The sequence below is a fragment of the Microbacterium cucumeris genome, from assembly GCF_058349845.2.
Genome location: NZ_JBYRIZ020000001.1, coordinates 110,515 through 127,625, shown reverse-complemented (window position 1 = coordinate 127,625; position 17,111 = coordinate 110,515). Strand labels below are relative to the sequence as shown.

General features: G+C 68.5%; 18 protein-coding genes. 13 read left to right on the top strand and 5 right to left on the bottom strand.

Features of this window, described 5'->3' with window-relative positions; all coding sequences use genetic code 11:
- Positions 1-102: 102 nt before the first annotated feature.
- Genes AC3RXZ_RS00635 through AC3RXZ_RS00620 form a run of 4 tightly spaced genes read left to right on the top strand, consistent with a single transcriptional unit; the run spans position 103 to position 3,138 of the window.
- The gene (locus tag AC3RXZ_RS00635) at positions 103-516 is read left to right on the top strand and encodes a TOBE domain-containing protein (protein WP_243225983.1); all 414 of its coding nucleotides are present in this window, start codon (positions 103-105) and stop codon (positions 514-516) included.
- Positions 513-1,280, top strand: a complete 768-nt coding sequence (gene modA, locus AC3RXZ_RS00630; protein WP_243225984.1) for a molybdate ABC transporter substrate-binding protein — start codon at positions 513-515, stop codon at positions 1,278-1,280. Before AC3RXZ_RS00635 ends, modA begins: the two co-directional genes overlap by 4 nt.
- A complete protein-coding gene (locus tag AC3RXZ_RS00625; RefSeq protein ID WP_243225985.1) occupies positions 1,277-2,065 on the top strand; it encodes an ABC transporter permease in 789 nt (262 codons plus the stop codon). The genes modA and AC3RXZ_RS00625 overlap by 4 nt, the downstream gene beginning before the upstream one ends.
- Positions 2,062-3,138 (top strand): sulfate/molybdate ABC transporter ATP-binding protein, encoded by a 1,077-nt coding sequence (locus AC3RXZ_RS00620; RefSeq protein WP_491492853.1) that lies wholly within the window; start codon positions 2,062-2,064, stop codon positions 3,136-3,138. Before AC3RXZ_RS00625 ends, AC3RXZ_RS00620 begins: the two co-directional genes overlap by 4 nt.
- Before the next feature lie 88 nt (positions 3,139-3,226).
- On the opposite strand, the gene rpsA is transcribed toward AC3RXZ_RS00620, so the two are convergent.
- Positions 3,227-4,684 carry a 30S ribosomal protein S1 gene (rpsA, locus tag AC3RXZ_RS00615; protein ID WP_243225987.1) on the bottom strand — a complete coding sequence of 486 codons (1,458 nt, stop codon included), beginning with the start codon at positions 4,682-4,684 and terminating at the stop codon, positions 3,227-3,229.
- A gap of 213 nt (positions 4,685-4,897) precedes the next feature.
- Here rpsA and AC3RXZ_RS00610 point away from each other — a divergent pair, with 213 nt between their 5' ends.
- Genes AC3RXZ_RS00610 through AC3RXZ_RS00600 form a run of 3 tightly spaced genes read left to right on the top strand, consistent with a single transcriptional unit; the run spans position 4,898 to position 7,200 of the window.
- Positions 4,898-5,443, top strand: a complete 546-nt coding sequence (locus tag AC3RXZ_RS00610; RefSeq protein ID WP_491492852.1) for a hypothetical protein — start codon at positions 4,898-4,900, stop codon at positions 5,441-5,443.
- The gene (locus AC3RXZ_RS00605) at positions 5,428-6,237 is read left to right on the top strand and encodes a hypothetical protein (protein ID WP_491492851.1); all 810 of its coding nucleotides are present in this window, start codon (positions 5,428-5,430) and stop codon (positions 6,235-6,237) included. The genes AC3RXZ_RS00610 and AC3RXZ_RS00605 overlap by 16 nt, the downstream gene beginning before the upstream one ends.
- 42 nt (positions 6,238-6,279) lie before the next feature.
- On the top strand, positions 6,280-7,200 hold the full coding sequence (locus tag AC3RXZ_RS00600; protein WP_243225991.1) for a 5'-3' exonuclease: 921 nt from the start codon (positions 6,280-6,282) through the stop codon (positions 7,198-7,200).
- A gap of 21 nt (positions 7,201-7,221) precedes the next feature.
- Here the strand turns inward: AC3RXZ_RS00600 and AC3RXZ_RS00595 are convergent, their stop codons facing one another.
- On the bottom strand, positions 7,222-8,208 hold the full coding sequence (locus tag AC3RXZ_RS00595; protein ID WP_243225993.1) for a PHP domain-containing protein: 987 nt from the start codon (positions 8,206-8,208) through the stop codon (positions 7,222-7,224).
- A 5-nt stretch (positions 8,209-8,213) separates the two neighbouring features.
- Positions 8,214-9,278 carry an anthranilate phosphoribosyltransferase gene (gene trpD / locus AC3RXZ_RS00590; protein ID WP_243225994.1) on the bottom strand — a complete coding sequence of 355 codons (1,065 nt, stop codon included), beginning with the start codon at positions 9,276-9,278 and terminating at the stop codon, positions 8,214-8,216.
- A 142-nt stretch (positions 9,279-9,420) separates the two neighbouring features.
- Here trpD and ctaE point away from each other — a divergent pair, with 142 nt between their 5' ends.
- The 6 genes from ctaE (at position 9,421) to AC3RXZ_RS00560 (ending at position 14,860) form a co-directional block, all read left to right on the top strand.
- On the top strand, positions 9,421-10,113 hold the full coding sequence (ctaE, locus tag AC3RXZ_RS00585; RefSeq protein ID WP_491492850.1) for an aa3-type cytochrome oxidase subunit III: 693 nt from the start codon (positions 9,421-9,423) through the stop codon (positions 10,111-10,113).
- Between the two features lie 20 nt (positions 10,114-10,133).
- The gene (gene qcrC / locus AC3RXZ_RS00580) at positions 10,134-10,964 is read left to right on the top strand and encodes a cytochrome bc1 complex diheme cytochrome c subunit (RefSeq protein ID WP_243225998.1); all 831 of its coding nucleotides are present in this window, start codon (positions 10,134-10,136) and stop codon (positions 10,962-10,964) included.
- A 36-nt stretch (positions 10,965-11,000) separates the two neighbouring features.
- Positions 11,001-12,077 (top strand): cytochrome bc1 complex Rieske iron-sulfur subunit, encoded by a 1,077-nt coding sequence (gene qcrA / locus AC3RXZ_RS00575; RefSeq protein WP_243226000.1) that lies wholly within the window; start codon positions 11,001-11,003, stop codon positions 12,075-12,077.
- A complete protein-coding gene (gene qcrB, locus AC3RXZ_RS00570; protein WP_243226001.1) occupies positions 12,074-13,897 on the top strand; it encodes a cytochrome bc1 complex cytochrome b subunit in 1,824 nt (607 codons plus the stop codon). The genes qcrA and qcrB overlap by 4 nt, the downstream gene beginning before the upstream one ends.
- A 65-nt stretch (positions 13,898-13,962) precedes the next feature.
- A complete protein-coding gene (locus AC3RXZ_RS00565) occupies positions 13,963-14,373 on the top strand; it encodes a RidA family protein (protein ID WP_243226002.1) in 411 nt (136 codons plus the stop codon).
- Between the two features lie 67 nt (positions 14,374-14,440).
- Positions 14,441-14,860 (top strand): rhodanese-like domain-containing protein, encoded by a 420-nt coding sequence (locus tag AC3RXZ_RS00560; RefSeq protein WP_243226003.1) that lies wholly within the window; start codon positions 14,441-14,443, stop codon positions 14,858-14,860.
- A gap of 69 nt (positions 14,861-14,929) precedes the next feature.
- Here the strand turns inward: AC3RXZ_RS00560 and AC3RXZ_RS00555 are convergent, their stop codons facing one another.
- Both AC3RXZ_RS00555 and ctaD read right to left on the bottom strand, forming a co-directional pair.
- A complete protein-coding gene (locus tag AC3RXZ_RS00555; protein ID WP_243226004.1) occupies positions 14,930-15,364 on the bottom strand; it encodes a cytochrome c oxidase subunit 4 in 435 nt (144 codons plus the stop codon).
- 1 nt (position 15,365) lies between these two features.
- Positions 15,366-17,108, bottom strand: coding sequence for an aa3-type cytochrome oxidase subunit I (gene ctaD / locus AC3RXZ_RS00550; RefSeq protein WP_243226005.1), 1,743 nt, complete (start codon positions 17,106-17,108; stop codon positions 15,366-15,368).
- Positions 17,109-17,111: the final 3 nt, after the last annotated feature.

Sequence of the window (17,111 nt, the reverse complement as noted above, 5' to 3'; positions counted from 1 at the left end):
GCGGATGCGTGTGTGTCCGTGAGAATCCACCGGCGCTCTCGAACCGCACTCACGGGATTTTCCACACTCTGCATCCGCATGTGCGGATATAGAGTGGCAGTCATGACCGCATTCCGAATCCGCGATGCAGCTCGTCTGTTGTCCGTCAGCGACGACACCGTGCGCCGGTGGATCGACGGCGGGCAGCTCGCAGCCCGCCGAGACGAGTCCGGCCGCCGGATCGTCGACGGCGTGGATCTCGCCGCGCACCTCACCCGCGCATCGGGCGGACCGGACGATCCTCTCGAACGATCCTCCAGCGCCCGCAATCGCTTCGTCGGGATCGTCACGGCTGTGACGTCCGACACCGTGATGTCGCAGGTCGAGATGCAGTGCGGCCCGCATCGGGTCGTGTCGCTCATGTCCACCGAGGCCGTGCGCGAGCTCGGACTCGAGGTCGGCAGCCTCGCGACGGCGATCGTGAAGGCGACCACGGTGATCGTGGAGACGCCGCGCTCGAGCGACGGTGCGCGATGACGCGTCCGAGGCCCGCCCTCGCGATCCTCGCGGCGGCCGCGTTGGCGCTGAGCGGATGCGCGACCACGGCCGAGGAGGATCCGGCCCGCTCGGAGCCGCTGGTCGTCTTCGCGGCGGCGTCCCTGCAGGGAACGTTCGACGAACTCGCCGAGGCGTTCGTCGCCGAGCATCCGGAGTACTCCGTCGACCCGATCCGCTACGACGGATCGCAGGCTCTCGCGACGCAGATCATCGACGGCGCGGACGTCGACGTGGTCGCCTTCGCGAACGAGTCCAGTCTCGAGCCGGTCACCGCCGCCGGGCGCACAGACGCCGGCGACGTCTTCGCCACGAACACGCTGCGGATCGCCGTCGCCCCCGGGAACCCGAAGGGCATCGCGGATCTTCCCGACCTCGCGGACCCCGATCTCGCGGTGGTGCTGTGCGCCCCCGAAGTCCCGTGCGGCGAGGCCGCGCGGACCCTGCTCTCGAACGCCGGAGTCCCGGTGACCGCCGTCAGCGAGGAGACGAGTGTCACCGGCGTCACCACGCGCGTCGCCGGGGGCGAGGCGGATGCCGGACTCGTGTACGCCACGGACATCGCGGGCTCCGGCGGAGAGCTGGAGGGCATCGTCCCGAGCGGGGCGGATGCCGTCGTCAACCGCTACCCGATCGCGGTGGCCGAGGATGCCCGCTCCCCCGTGGCGGCGCAGGCGTTCGTCGATTTCGTGCTGTCGGATGACGGGCAGCGGATCCTCGCTCAGGCGGGCTTCGGGACGCCGTGAACCTGCCTCGCGGGCTGTACGTCCCGGCGATCGCCGCGATCGCCCTGCTCGTGCTGCCGATCGTCGGGCTGATCTCCCGCGTGCGGTGGGAACGACTGGGCGAGGATCTGCTCTCCCCCGCCGCCCTCAGCGCGCTCGGGCTGTCGCTCGGGACCGCTGCCTGCGCGACCGTGCTGTGCCTGCTGCTGGGCGGACCGCTGGCGATCGTGATCGCCCGCGCACCGCGCCGGGTGGCCTCGGTGCTGCGCACGCTCGTGCTCGTGCCGCTCGTGCTGCCACCCATGGTCGGCGGCCTCGCCCTGCTCGCGCTGCTCGGGCGCAGCGGTCTCGTCGGGCGCCCGCTGTTCGAGGCCACCGGGTTCAGCCTGCCCTACACCACGGCTGCAGTCGTGGTGGCGCAGGCGTTCGTGTCGCTGCCGTTCCTCGTGATCGCTCTCGAGGGCGCCCTGCGCACCTCCGGCATCGGGCACGAGCAGGTGGCCGCCACGCTGGGTGCCGGGCGGTGGCGCGTCCTCGTGCAGATCACACTGCCCCTCGTGCTCCCCGGTCTCGTCGCCGGCACCGTGCTGTGCTTCGCGCGAGCGCTGGGAGAGTTCGGCGCGACCGCCCTGTTCGCCGGCAACGCCGAGGGCACGACCCGGACGATGCCGCTCGCGATCTACACGGCGTTCAACGGCGTCAGCGTGACCCAGGACTCGGCCGTCGCCCTGTCGCTGCTGCTGCTCGTCAGCGCGGCCGTGGTCGTGAGCGGCCTGCGCTCCTGGCGAGAGGACGCCGTACGATGACGCCGCGAGCCGGCGAGCTGCGCGCGGAGGTCACCGTGCGCCGCGAGGCGTTCGAGGTGGCGGCGACGCTCGAGCTGGAGCCGGGTGGACGGCTTGCGGTGCTCGGCCCGAACGGCTCCGGCAAGTCGACGCTGCTGGCCGCGCTCGCCGGACTCGTTCCGCTCTCCTCCGGACGCGTGCTGCTCGACGGGCGGGTCCTCGAGCAGGCCGGTGCGGTGCGCCGAGGTCCCGAAGAACGTCGGATCGGCCTGCTCGACCAGAAGCCGCGACTCTTCCCCCATCTGACGGCGGCGCAGAACGTCGCCTTCGGGCCACGGGCGCGCGGTGCGGGGCGCGCAGCGGCGCTCGTCATCGCTCACGACTGGCTGGACCGCGTCGGACTGGCGGACCGCGGGGAGGCCGCGCCGCACGAGTTGTCCGGAGGGCAGCAGCAGCGGGTCGCGATCGCCCGCGCCTTCGCCGCAGAGCCTCACGTGATCCTGCTCGACGAGCCGTTCTCCGCGCTGGACGCCGAGAGCGCGCCGGTGGTGCGGCGGCTGCTCTCCGCGGAGTTGTCCCGGACCGGAACATCCGCGGTCCTCGTCACGCACGATCTCGCGGACGCCTGGCAACTCGCGGACGACTGCGTCGTGCTCCACGAGGGCCGGGTGGTCGAGCGCGGCTCGCCGGCTGAGCTCGCCGCGCGCCCGAAGCATCCCTTCACGGCACGACTGAGCGGATTCAGCGTCGTCGAGGGACGGTGGACCGGGGACGCCCTCGACGTCGGCGACGGCATCCGTCTGCCGGGGCGCACCGCGGAGCCGATCGCCCCCGGGGAGCCCGCGTTCGCCGCCATCGCCCCGCAGGACGTGGTGCTCGTCACCTCCGATGCACCGGAGACGGATGCCGAGACGACCTTCGTGCTGTCGGCGGTGTCGTCCCAGGCCGGAGCCCTGCGGCTGGAGCATCACTCGGGTCTCGCCCTGGTCACGGCAGTGGAGATGTTCGAAGGCCGCCCGCTCCCCCGCGTCGGCGACCGGGTGCGGGTCCGGCCCGGCCCGGTGACCGTGCAACGGGCGCCGCGGACGCGCTGAGCCGGCCTGATGCGGGTTCCGGCATCCGCCCTGAGATGCGGAACGGGCCGCCACCCGAAGGTGACGACCCGTTCCGTTGGAGCGATGCTTACGCGTTGCCGCCCGAGAGCTTCTCGCGCAGAGCGGCGAGAGCCTCGTCGTCCGCGAGCGTGCCGGCACCGGCCGAGTCGCTCGTGAAGGACTGACCGGCGGCGAAGTCGTCGCCGGCAGCAGCCTCGGCCTCGGCCGCCTTGGCGACCGCGACCTTGTGCGCCTCCCAGCGAGCCTGGGCCGCAGCATACTCCTGCTCCCATGCCTCGCGAGCGGCGTCGAAGCCTTCCTTCCAGGCGCCCGTCTCGGGGTCGAAGCCCTCCGGGTACTTGTACTCGCCGTTCTCGTCGTACTCGGCGAGCATGCCGTACAGGGCCGGGTCGAACTCGGTGCCGAACGGGTCGACCGACTCGTTGGCCTGCTTGAGGGACAGCGAGATGCGGCGACGCTCGAGGTCGATGTCGATGACCTTGACGAAGACCTCTTCGCCGACGGAGACGACCTGCTCAGCCAGCTCGACGTGCTTGCTGGAGAGCTCGGAGATGTGCACGAGGCCCTCGATGCCGTCTGCGACGCGCACGAACGCACCGAACGGAACGAGCTTGGTGACCTTGCCCGGTGCGATCTGGCCGATCGCGTGGGTGCGGGCGAAGACCTGCCACGGGTCCTCCTGCGTCGCCTTCAGCGACAGGGAGACGCGCTCGCGGTCGAGGTCGACCTCGAGGATCTCGACGGTGACCTCCTGGCCCACCTCGACGACCTCGGAGGCGTGCTCGATGTGCTTCCAGGACAGCTCGGAGACGTGCACGAGGCCGTCCACGCCGCCCAGGTCGACGAACGCACCGAAGTTGACGATCGAGGACACGACACCCTTGCGGACCTGACCCTTGTGCAGGTTGTTGAGGAAGGTCGTGCGCGACTCGGACTGCGTCTGCTCCAGCAGCGCGCGGCGGGAGAGCACCACGTTGTTGCGGTTCTTGTCGAGCTCGAGGATCTTGGCCTCGATCTCCTGGCCGAGGTACGGCGTGAGGTCGCGGACGCGGCGGAGCTCGATCAGCGATGCCGGCAGGAAGCCGCGCAGGCCGATGTCGACGATGAGGCCACCCTTGACGACCTCGATGACGGTGCCGGTGACGACGCCGTCGTTCTCCTTGATCTTCTCGACGTCGCCCCAGGCGCGCTCGTACTGCGCACGCTTCTTGGAGAGGATCAGTCGGCCTTCCTTGTCCTCCTTCTGGAGGACGAGGGCCTCGACCTGGTCGCCGACGGCGACGACCTCGTTGGGGTCGACGTCGTGCTTGATGGAGAGCTCGCGCGAGGGGATGACGCCCTCGGTCTTGTACCCGACGTCGAGCAGAACCTCGTCGCGGTCGATCTTGACGATCGTGCCCTCGATGATGTCGCCGTCGTTGAAGAACTTCAGGGTCTTCTCGACCGCGGCCAGGAAGTCCTCGGCAGATCCGATGTCGTTGATCGCGACCTGCTTGGTGGCCGGGGCGGTCGTTGCGGTAGTCATGTAGTGGGTTGTCCTTGTTGAATGGATGCTCGGGCTCTCGCACCGACGTGCGCACACGTGACTGATGGCCGAGAGCGGATGGATTGTGGAGTGCTGCCACGAAGGCACGCGCCAGCGCGCCACAAGTGACACTTCAGATTACCAGGTTCTCCGCCGATTGTCGCCTGTGGATAACTCCCGCTGATGCCGCGGGGTTGGCGTTACGGTGAGCGGGTGACCTTCTCGCGCATCGGACGCCTCCGCCTGACCGCCGCGTGCCTCGTTCTCGCGGCCGGCTCGCTCGCCGCCTGCGCGCCGGAACCGGAGCCGACGCCTACCCCCACGGCCGCCTTCTCGTCCGAGGAGGAGGCGTTCGCCGCCGCGGAAGAGGTGTACCGGGAGTATGTCTCCGCCCTCAACGGAATCGACGCGAGCGACCCCTCCACATTTGAACCGCTCTTCGCTCTTACGACCGATGCGGTGAACGCCTCCGATCGTGAAGCGTTCTCGGCGATGCATGCCGAAGGCTACGAGGTCGACGGAGATACCCGTGTCGTCTCCTTCGAAGGTACGGAGGCGGACCCCCCTTTCGAGGCAATCAAGGCGAGAGTGTGTCTGGATGTTAGCGAGGTGACAGTTGTGGACGCGGATGGCGAGTCGCAAGTGAACCCAGAGCGTCCTGAAAGGTATGCCGTCGACGTCGGCTATCAGTTTGTCGGCGACGAACTCGTTATCGCTTCAAGCGAGGCAGTTCAGGACCCATCGTGCGCACGCTCGTAAAGCTCGCTCTCATTCTCAACCTGGCGCTGCTCTCGGGCGCCGATGGCAGTGATGGCCTCGGAGATCTCATTCTCGGCAACACTGGTGACGAGGTCACGGCGGATTCTTCGAAGACCGAATCCGGGTCTCCAGGCACCACTCCCGTCGGCAACCCCGATTCCCCCGGCACCGCCCCGGAGGACGACGGCTGGTACACCACCTACGAGTACGACTTCGGCACCTGCCTCGAGCACTGGAGCAACTACATCGGCTGCTTCCTCGCACGCGAGGAAGCAGAGGAACCGGCCGAGGAGGACTCGGCGCCCGCACTGCCCGCGATCACGATCAGCGACCTGGCCCGCTTCGCTCCCGACGGCACGACCGTCGTCGCGGAGCCCGAGAACGTCGGGGTCGCCGGGCTCCCCACGAACTTCGTCGCCGCCGCGTCAGCGCAGACCGTCGAGGGCGAACTCTTCGGCTACCCGATCAGCGTGCGCTTCACGCCGGCGGGGTTCGACTTCGACTACGGAGACGGCAGCACGACCACGACGACGGACGGCGGGCGCAGCTGGGCTGACCTCGACCAGGCCCAGTTCACTCCGACGCCGACGAGCCACGCCTATGCCGAGCGCGGCGAGTACCTCGCGTCCGTCGATGTCCGTTACACGGCTGAGATCGACCTCGGCATCGGATGGCTGCCGATCGACGGTCAGGTCACGAGCGAGGGCGCCGACCAGCGGATCCGCATCTTCGAGGCGCACACCGCGCTCGTGGCATTCACGTGCGAGCAGAAGCCGTCCTCCCCCGGCTGCTGACGCACGGCCGGCGGCGTCCGCACCCTATGCCATGCTGAACCCATGAGCGACAGGCTGATGCTGCTGGACACCGCGAGCCTCTACTTCCGGGCATTCTACGGCGTGCCCGACAAGGTGACGGCACCGGACGGTTCCCCGATCAACGCCGCACGCGGCCTGCTCGACATGATCGCCAAGCTCGTCAGCACCTACCAGCCGACCCACCTCGTCGCCTGCTGGGACGACGACTGGCGTCCGCAGTGGCGCGTCGATCTCATCCCCAGCTACAAAGCGCACCGCGTCGTCGAGGTCGTCCCGAACGGCGCCGACGTCGAAGAGGTGCCCGACCCGCTCGAGGCGCAGATCCCGCTCATCCGCGCTGAGCTCGAGGCGCTCGGCATCCCGATCATCGGAGTCGCCGCCCACGAGGCCGACGACGTGATCGGCACGCTCGCGACGCGCTCCACCCTGCCGGTCGACGTCGTCACCGGCGACCGAGACCTCTTCCAGCTGATCGACGACGCCCGCGACATCCGCATCGTCTACACGGCGCGCGGCATGAGCAACCTCGAGGTCCTCACCGAGGCGAGCGTCGTCGCGAAGTACGGCGTGCTGCCCTCGCAGTACGCGGACTTCGCCACCATGCGCGGCGACGCCTCCGACGGACTGCCCGGTGTCCCCGGCATCGGCGAGAAGACGGCGGCCACCTTGCTCCAGACCCACGGCGACCTCGCCGGGATCCGCGCCGCGGCGCTGGCCGGCGAAGGCATGTCCGCGGGCATCCGCGCCAAGATCATCGCCGCCTCCGACTACCTCGACGTCGCACCGACCGTCGTGCTCGTCGCCCGCGACCTCGACATCGCTGTGCCGTCCATTCGGCTGGGCGGGCTCGACGACGCCGCCAAGGATGCCGCGACCGCCCTCGCGACGAGCTGGAACCTGGGCACGTCGATGACGCGAGCCCTCGCCGCACTCCCCGACTGAATCACGCGTCGAGGGCCTAGGTCACTCCGCCCAGGCCAGCAGCCGGTCGACTCCCCAGGTCGTCACGATCCGCGCAGCCGGCACCCCGGCGCGTTCCGCGCGCAGTGCCCCGTGATCCAGCAGCGACAGCTGACCGGGCGCGTGCGCATCGGAGTCGATCGAGAACAGGCATCCCTCGTCGAGGGCGATCGCGATGAGTTCGTCCGGCGGATCCTGCCGCTCCGGGCGGGAGTTGATCTCGACCGCGACCCCGTGCTCGGCGCACGCTGCGAACACCGCGCGGGCGTCGAAGTCGGAGGGCGGACGTGTGCCCCGGTCTCCCTGCACGAGCCGGCCCGTGCAGTGTCCGAGCACGTTCGCGCGCCCCGACGCCACCGCCGCGAGCATGCGAGCGGTCATGCCCGCGGCATCCATGCGGAGCTTCGAATGCACGGAGGCCACCACGATGTCGAGCTCGTCGAGCAGATCCGGCTCCTGATCCAGGGCGCCGTCCTCCAGGATGTCCACCTCGATGCCGGCGAGCACGCGCAGACCGGAGTCCGACGCGCCGCGCACGAGCGGGATCTGCTCGCGGAGCCGCTCGGCGGAGAGGCCTCGCGCGACGCGCAGCCGCGGCGAGTGGTCGGTGATCGCCAGGTACTCGTGCCCGAGCGCCCGCGCGGCATCGACCATGGTGCCGATCGGCGTCGTGCCGTCGGACCAGTCCGTGTGCGCGTGCAGGTCACCGCGCAGCAGCGGGCGAAGCTGCGAGGTCAGCTCCGGCTCGACCTCCCCGCGCAGCTCGATCAGATAGCGCGGGACCTCGCCGGCCTGCGCCTGGCGGATCACCTCGAACGTGGAGTCCCCGATGCCCTTGGCAGCGCGCAGCCGCACGGGATCGGCGCGCACGTCATCCGGCAGGTCCTGGAACGTGGCCGCTGCCTGACGGAACGCCTTCGCTCTATAGCGCGACGCCCGCTCGCGCTCCAGCAGCGCGGCGATCTCGAGGAGCGCGGCTGCCGGATCCATGATCGTCAGGCCGTGGCCAGCTCGCGGGACACGGACACCCATTCGTCGAGCTTCGCGGCCGCCCGACCGTCGTCGACCGCATCTCCGGCCTTGGCGTAGGCGTCGCGCAGCCGGTCGAGGATGGGGCGCTGCACCTGTGAGGCATCCTGCGACAGCTCGAACGCGACGATCCCGGCGGCGGCGTTGAGCAGGACGATGTCGCGCACGGGCCCCTGCTCCCCCGCAAGCGTCCGCCGCAGCACGTCGGCGTTGTGCTCCGGCGAGCCGCCGATCAGGTCGGCCAGGTCGGCCAGCGGGATGCCGAGGTCGCGAGGATCGAGGTCGTGCTCGTGGATGTCGCCGCGCGACACCTCCCAGATGCGGCTGTGGCCGGTCGTCGTCAGCTCGTCGAGTCCGTCGTCGCCACGGAAGACGAGCGCGGTCGCGCCGCGGGTGCGGAAGACCCCGGTGATGAGCGGCACGCGCTCCAACTGCGCGACGCCGACCGCGTTCGCCTCGGCACGGGCCGGATTGCACAGCGGGCCGAGCATGTTGAACACCGTCGGGATGCCGAGCTCGGCGCGCGCGGCCCCGGCATGCTTGAATCCCGGATGGAAGGCGGCTGCCCACGCGAACGTGATGCCGGTGCGATCGAGCACGGAGGCGACGTGCTCCGGCGAGAGCGAAAGTTCCAGGCCGAGCGCGCCGAGGACGTCGGATGCGCCCGAGGACGAGCTGGCCGCACGGTTGCCGTGCTTGACGACGGGGATGCCGGTCGCGCCGATGATGACGGCCGCCGTGGTCGAGATGTTCACGGTGCCGACGCGGTCGCCGCCGGTGCCGACGATGTCCAGGACGTCCGGAGACACCGGCAGAGGCACTGCTGCTTCGAGGATGGCGTCGCGGAAGCCGACGATCTCATCGATCGTCTCGCCCTTCGCGCGCAGCGCGACGAGGAAGCCCGCCAGAGCCGCGTCGCCGACGTTCCCCTGCATGACCTGGCGCATGGCCCACGTGGACTCCCACACGCTCAGATCGCGCCGCTCGAGGAGGGTCGTGAGCACATCGGACCAGGTCAGGGATTCAGCCATGTGTGCGATCCTATCGGCGCGCAGAATTTCCTCGAGACCCGCCGAACGTCGCGGGCATCCGCTTTTCCCTTGAATTCACCGCAGATTCGCAGACGTTTCTTAGGCTCCCCTAAGTGCCGGACCAGGGAATCGGGGGCCCGCGATGCAAGAATCGCCCGCCGGGATCGGCCATAATGGAGGGGTGACGACCTCAGCGACGTATGCCCCGGCTGCCCGAACGATCAAGCGGCCCAACCCGGTAGCTGTCGGCACCATCGTGTGGCTCGGCAGCGAGGTGATGTTCTTCGCAGGACTCTTCGCGATCTACTTCACTCTCCGCAGCACCTCACCGGAGCTCTGGGCCGAGAGCACGGAACTGCTCAACGTTCCGTTCGCCGCGATCAACACCGCGATCCTCGTGCTCTCCTCCGTGACGTGCCAGATGGGCGTCTTCGCGGCCGAGGATCTGCAGCCCTACCGGCTCGCCAAGGGCCAGCTGAACCCCGCCGGCCGTCGCCGCCTGTTCGGCTGGGGCATGGTCGAGTGGTTCTGGCTCACCTTCGCGCTGGGCGCGATCTTCGTGTCCGGTCAGGTCTGGGAGTACGCGCAGCTGGTGGCTGAGGGTCTCCCGATCCAGGAGAACTCCTACGCCTCGGCGTTCTACCTGACCACGGGCTTCCACGCCCTCCACGTCACCGGCGGTCTCATCGCGTTCCTGCTCGTCATGGGCCGCGCGTTCGCCGTCAAGAACTTCACGCACAAGGAGGCGACGTCCTCGATCGTGGTGTCCTACTACTGGCACTTCGTCGACGTCGTCTGGATCGTGCTGTTCTTCGTCATCTACTTCCTGAAATAAGAGCGGAGCTGATCCCCGAGATGGCACGAGAGAAGAAGCGCCGTTCGAACGGTCGCCGCAGCCCCTTCGCGGCAGCGGCACTGATCGGAGCAGGACTCCTCATCACCGGCGGCGTGTACGCCGGAGCATCCGCGGCCTTCGCCGCGACCGAGACCCCGACCGTCGCCGCGGCGTCGCTCACCGTCGAGGACGGCGAGAAGCTGTTCCAGGCGAACTGCGCGACCTGCCACGGTCTCGACCTGCAGGGCACCGACAACGGGCCGAGCCTCATCGGCGTCGGCGAGCTCGCCACCGAGTTCCAGCTGTCGACCGGCCGCATGCCGCTGCAGATGCAGGGGCCGCAGGCGCCGCAGAAGCCGGTGCAGTTCACCGAGGACCAGATCCAGGCGCTGTCCGCCTACGTGCAGTCCGTGGCCCCAGGCCCGACGTACCCCGCCGACTGGATCACCAACGGCGAGGCCAACCCGGAGAACGCCGATGACGAGCCCAGCGTCTCGCACGGCGCCGAGCTGTTCCGCGTGAACTGCGCGATGTGCCACAACGTCGCGGCGGCCGGCGGTGCCCTCACCGAGGGCAAGTACGCCCCGGCCCTGACCGAGACCAGCGCGCTGCACATCTACGCCGCCATGGTCACCGGCCCGCAGAACATGCCCGTCTTCGGTGACATGAACCTGTCCGACGAGGACAAGCGCGACATCATCGCCGCGCTCGTGTTCCAGCAGGAGGCAGTGGCCCCCGGCGGCTTCACCCTCGGATCCCTCGGGCCGGTCTCGGAGGGTCTGTTCGTGTGGATCTTCGGCATCGGCGCGCTCGTCGCCGTGACCGTGTGGATCACGGCGAAGTCCAACTGACGCATTTTCATCGAAGAGGAACGTACGAGGAGCACCATGGCACACGACGACGACTCGCAGGCTCTTGACAGGGCCTACCAGCCCTCTCCGGGGCTGGGTGTCGCAGTCAGCGATCCCGTGCAGAATCCGGGGCTGCCGCCGCACCGCGAGCGGATGACCGACAAGGATCCGCGCGCCGAGAAGCGCGCGGCCCGAACGGTCTACACGCTTTTCTACCTGTCGCTGGCCGGCTCGATCTGGGCGGTCGCGGCCTACATGCTGTTCCCGATCGAGGACCAGTCGCTGGTCTCGATCCGCTACAACAACCTGTTCATCGGTCTCGGCATCGGCCTCGCCCTGCTCGCTCTCGGCCTCGGCGCCATCCACTGGTCCAAGGCGCTGATGAGCGACAAGGAGCACACCGAGCTCCGCCACCCCACCCGGGGGAAGGACTCCACTCGCGAAGCAGCCGTCAAGGCGTTCGCCGACGCGAACGAGGAGTCCGGTTTCGGCCGGCGCACCATGATCCGCAACTCGCTGTTCGCTGCGGTCGTCGCGTCGATCATCCCGGGCGTCACGCTCTTCCGCGGTCTCGCGCCGCACAGCACCCCCGACGACCCCACCAAGGGCGACCCGGTGGCGCTGCTCAAGCACACCATGTGGGAGGAGGGGCAGCGCCTGGTGCGCGACCCCGACGGCACCCCGATCCGTGCGGCGGACGTCACCCTCGGATCGGCGTTCCACGTCATCCCCGAGGACCTCGCCTCGCTGTCGCACCACGACGGCTACCTCGAGGAGAAGGCCAAGGCCATCGTGCTGATGATGCGCCTGCGCCCCGAGCAGCTGATCGAGTCCGAGGAGCGCAAGGACTGGTCGTACGACGGCATCGTCGCGTACTCGAAGGTCTGCACGCACGTCGGCTGCCCCGTGGCCCTCTACGAGCAGCAGACGCACCACCTCCTGTGCCCCTGCCACCAGTCGCAGTTCGACGTCACCGACCACGCCAAGGTCATCTTCGGCCCGGCCGCGCGTCCGCTGCCGCAGCTGCCCATCACCGTCGACGATGAGGGTTACCTCGTCGCACGCAGCGACTTCACTGAGCCCGTCGGCCCGAGCTTCTGGGAGCGTCATTGAGCACCGCAACGCTGTCCAAAGAGGACAACAAGGACACCAAGGCGCCTCTCGGCGGCCGCTTCGTCGGCGCCGCGTCGAACTACATCGATGAGCGCACCAGCCTCTCCGGCTTCGTCAAGGAGCTCGGCCGGAAGATCTTCCCCGACCACTGGTCGTTCATGCTCGGCGAGATCGCGCTGTGGAGCTTCGTCGTCGTGTTCCTCTCCGGAACCTTCCTGACGTTCTTCTTCCAGGCCTCGATGGTCGAGACGCACTACACGGGCGCCTACGCCCCGATGCGCGGCATCGAGATGTCGGCGGCGCTGGAGTCCACGCTCCACATCTCCTTCGACCTGCGCGGCGGCCTGCTGGTCCGCCAGATCCACCACTGGGCCGCCCTGGTCTTCGTGGCCGGCATCGGCGTCCACATGCTGCGCATCTTCTTCACCGGCGCTTTCCGCAAGCCGCGTGAGCTGAACTGGGTCATCGGCTTCGTGCTGTTCATCCTCGCGATGGCCGAGGGCTTCACCGGCTACTCGCTTCCGGACGACCTGCTCTCGGGCAACGGCCTGCGCATCATCGACGGCATGATCAAGGGCATCCCGCTGATCGGAACCTGGACCTCGTTCCTGATCTTCGGCGGCGAGTTCCCCGGCACCGACATCGTCGGACGCCTCTACACGCTGCACATCCTGCTGCTGCCGCTGCTGGTCATCGCGTTCATCGTGCTGCACCTCATGCTCATGGTCATCAACAAGCACACCCAGTTCGCCGGCCCCGGCCGTTCGAACGACAACGTCGTCGGCTACCCGATGATGCCGGTGTACATGTCGAAGATGGGCGGCTACCTGTTCATCGTCTTCGGCACGATCGTGCTGATCGCGACGTTCTTCCAGATCAACCCGATCTGGAACTACGGCCCCTACGACCCCTCCCCCGTCTCCGCCGGAACCCAGCCGGACTGGTACATCGGCTTCGCGGACGGCGCGCTGCGTCTGGCACCGTCGAACTGGGACATCGTGTTCCTCGACCGCACCTGGTCGTTCGGGATCCTCGTCCCGGTCGCCGTGCTCGGTCTGTTCATCGTGGCCGTCGCGATCTACCCCTTCATCGAGGCGTGGGTCACCGGCGACAAGCGCGAGCACCACATCGCCCAGCGACCGCGCAACGCGGCCACGCGCACGGCGATCGGCGTCGCCGGCGTCATCTTCTACGCGGTCCTGTGGGCGGCGGCGTCCTCGGACCTCATCGCGACGCACTTCATGCTCACGATGGAGGGCGTGATCCACACGCTGCAGGCGCTGCTGTTCCTCGGCCCGATCATCGGCTACTTCGTCACCAAGCGCATCTGCATCGCGCTGCAGAAGAAGGACCGCGAGATCGTCCTGCACGGTTACGAGTCCGGTCGCATCGTCCGCCTCCCCGGCGGCGAGTTCATCGAGGTGCACCAGCCGGTCGACAAGTACGACCGCTGGAAGCTCATCGACGTCGACGGCTACGAGCCCCTCGTGGTCCGCCCGAACGCGAAGGGCCGCATCCCGTGGACGCAGAACCTGCGAGCCGCGATGTCGCGCTGGTTCTACGAGGACCGTCTCACCCCGCTCACTCAGGCCGAGGTGGATGCCGCGGATGCTCACCAGCACCACGTCACGGCGCAGACGGCCGAGACCGAGGCCGCCGAGATCCAGGGTGCTCACGAGCGCGCCGGTGTCCCGGACGCCCCGCTGGTCGCCACGGAGGACCACGTCGGCGAGACCGCCAACACCCCGAGCACGGTGATCGCCACCGACCCGGTGAAGAAGGCGAAGAAGTCCAAGAAAGAGTCGGAGGACGGCGAGTAGGCACCGCCCCTCCCCTGGCCCCGTCGCGTTCGTCGCGACGGGGCCTTCTTCGTTATGCTTCACGCGTGACCTCCGCCGTTCGCCTCATCCGCAGCCAGGACCTCGCCGACGCTCCCTATGCCTACGCGGCCACCGCGCCGTCCTCTGCGCGCCTGATCTTCCTCGCGGGCGCCTGTCCGCTCGACGACCACGGCGCCACCGTCCATCCGGGTGACTACGCCGCACAGGCCGCCCGATGCGTCGACACCTTGCGCGCCGCCCTGCGGGCCTCCGACGCGGATCTCACCGACGTCATCAGCACCCGCGTCCTCGTGGCTTCCGCGCACAGCGAGCACCTGGTCGAGGCGTGGGACGTCGTGCACGCGGCATTCGGCGAGCACGACGTGCCGAGCACCCTTCTCGGAGTCACGGTGCTGGGCTACCCCGATCAACTCGTGGAGATCGAGGCGGTGGCCGCCGTCGTCGACCCGGCATGACGGCAATCCTCCGATTCCTGTCCGCAATACGAGGGCGGCGCGGGCGCACGATCCGTAGGCTTTCAGCATGATCGATCGCGCAGACCACTTCGCCGCCAAACTCGCCTACGAGACCGATGCCAGCGACCTGTACGCCCGCCAGAAGGCCGGAGAGGACGTCGTGGTCGTCGATGTCCGCTCGGACGAGGCCTGGGCGCAGGGGCGGGTCGCCGGCGCCGTGCACATGCACTACAGCGAGATCGCGGCACGCGCTCCGCAGGAGATCCCGTCCGGCGCAGAGGTCGTCGTGTACTGCTGGAGTCCCGGCTGCAATGCCGGAGCGAAGGGCGCTCTGGAGTTCGCGAAGCTCGGCTACGCCGTCCGAGAGATGATCGGCGGTTTCGAGTACTGGGTGCGCGAGGGATACCCGGTCGAGAACGCGGACGGCGTGCATCGCCGCCCGATCGATCCCCTCACGGGCGTACCCCGAATCCGCACACGCGCCTGAATTCTGTTTGCCCACGCGAAGAGGCCCCCGGAGATCGGTCGATCTCCGGGGGCCTCTTCTGAGCTGGAGTCAGCGGGCGAAGTTGCCCCGGTAGTACTCGTACACCCAGCCGACGATCGCGACCACGAAGATCGCGAGACCGATCGGCAGCAGGAACTGCCCGACGGCGAGGCCGATCACGAAGATCGCCGCCGATCCCGCGAGGACGATCGGCCACCAGGACCACGGGCTGAACTCGCCGAGCTCCGGGTCGCCGTCGTCGATGTCGCTGGTCAGGATGTCCTCCGGCAGCTCACCGCCCTGGTTGCGGTGCGTGCGGTGCAGGTACCAGGCGATCATCGCGGCCATGAACGCGGTGAACAGCAGGGCCACCGTGCCGACCCATTCGATCGCCAGGACGAGCTCGCGGTCCTGGTGCTCGAGGATGTTCCAGCCGGTGTAGACGACGGCCACGACGGCGAAGAAGGCGGTCAGCACCCACCACAGGATGACGTTGTCGCGCATGTTACTTGGCCTTTCCAGCCGTCGCCGGCTCAGGGGCCGCGACCGGGTGCTCTGCTGCTTCCGGGTGGTTCAGGTCGAACGCGGGGCGCTCGCTGCGGATGCGCGGGATCGACGTGAAGTTGTGACGCGGCGGCGGGCAGCTGGTCGCCCACTCGAGCGAGGCTCCATAGCCCCACGGGTCGTTGACCGTGACCTTGGGAGCCTTGCGCGCGGTGATCCAGACGTTCAGGAAGAACGGCAGCATCGACGCGCCGAGGATGATCGCCCCGATGGTCGAGACCTGGTTCTGCCAAGTCCAGCCGTCGGCCGCCGAGTAGTCCGCGTAGCGACGCACCATGCCGTCGACGCCGAGCCAGTGCTGGATGAGGAACGTCATGTGGAAGCCGATGAACAGCATCCAGAAGTGCACGTAGCCCAGTCGCTCGTTCAGCATCCGGCCCGTCCACTTCGGCCACCAGAAGTAGAAGCCGGCGAACATCGCGAAGACGACGGTACCGAACACCACGTAGTGGAAGTGGGCGACGACGAAGTACGAGTCGCTCAGGTGGAAGTCCAGCGGCGGCGACGCCAGGATGACGCCGGTCAGACCGCCGAAGACGAACGAGACGAGGAAGCCGAGGGCGAAGACCATCGGGGTCTCGAACGTGACGGATCCCCGCCACATCGTTCCGATCCAGTTGAAGATCTTCACGCCGGTCGGAACCGCGATGAGCATCGTCATGAGGGCGAAGAACGGCAGCAGCACCGATCCGGTGACGTACATGTGGTGCGCCCACACGGCCACGGACAGGGCGGCGATCGCGATCGTCGCGTAGACGAGGGTCTTGTATCCGAAGATCGGCTTGCGGCTGAAGACCGGGAAGATCTCGGAGACGATGCCGAAGAACGGCAGCGCGATGATGTACACCTCAGGGTGACCGAAGAACCAGAACAGGTGCTGCCAGAGGAGCACGCCGCCGTTGGCAGGGTCGTAGATGTGCGCACCGAGGATGCGGTCGGCCGCGGCTGCGAAGATCGCGGCGGCCAGCACGGGGAAGGCCATCAGGATCAGCAGGCTCGTGATGAGCGTGTTCCAGCTGAAGATGGGCATGCGCCACATCGTCATGCCCGGGGCGCGCATCGTGATGACCGTGGTGATGAAGTTCACGGCGCCGAGGATCGTCCCGAAACCGGAGATGCCCAGGCCCACCATCCACAGGTTCCCGCCGGCGCCCGGCGAGAACGAGGCGTTCGCGAGCGGCTGGTAGGCGAACCATCCGAACGAGGCCGCACCCTGCGGGGTGAGGAAGCCGGCGACGGCGATCGTGGAGCCGAACAGGAACAGCCAGAAGGCGAACGCGTTCAGACGCGGGAACGCGACGTCGGGAGCGCCCAGCTGCAGCGGCAGGATGGCGTTCGCGAAGCCCGCGAACAGCGGCGTCGCGAACATCAGCAGCATGATCGTGCCGTGCATCGTGAACAGCTGGTTGTACTGCTCCTTGGTCGGGATGATCTGCATCCCGGGAGCGAAAAGCTCGGCACGGATGACGAGCGCCATCACGCCGCCGAGGAGGAAGAACAGCACGGAGGCGATCAGGTACATGTACCCGATGGTCTTGTGGTCGGTGGAGGTGATCCACTTGACGACGATGTTTCCCTTCTGCTCGACGCGCGAGGAGCTCATCAGAGCGGCCTGGCGGGCCGGCAGCGTCGTCGGGCGGGAGCCGGCGGTCTCGTCGATCCGGGGTTCAGCTGTGGTCGACATGAC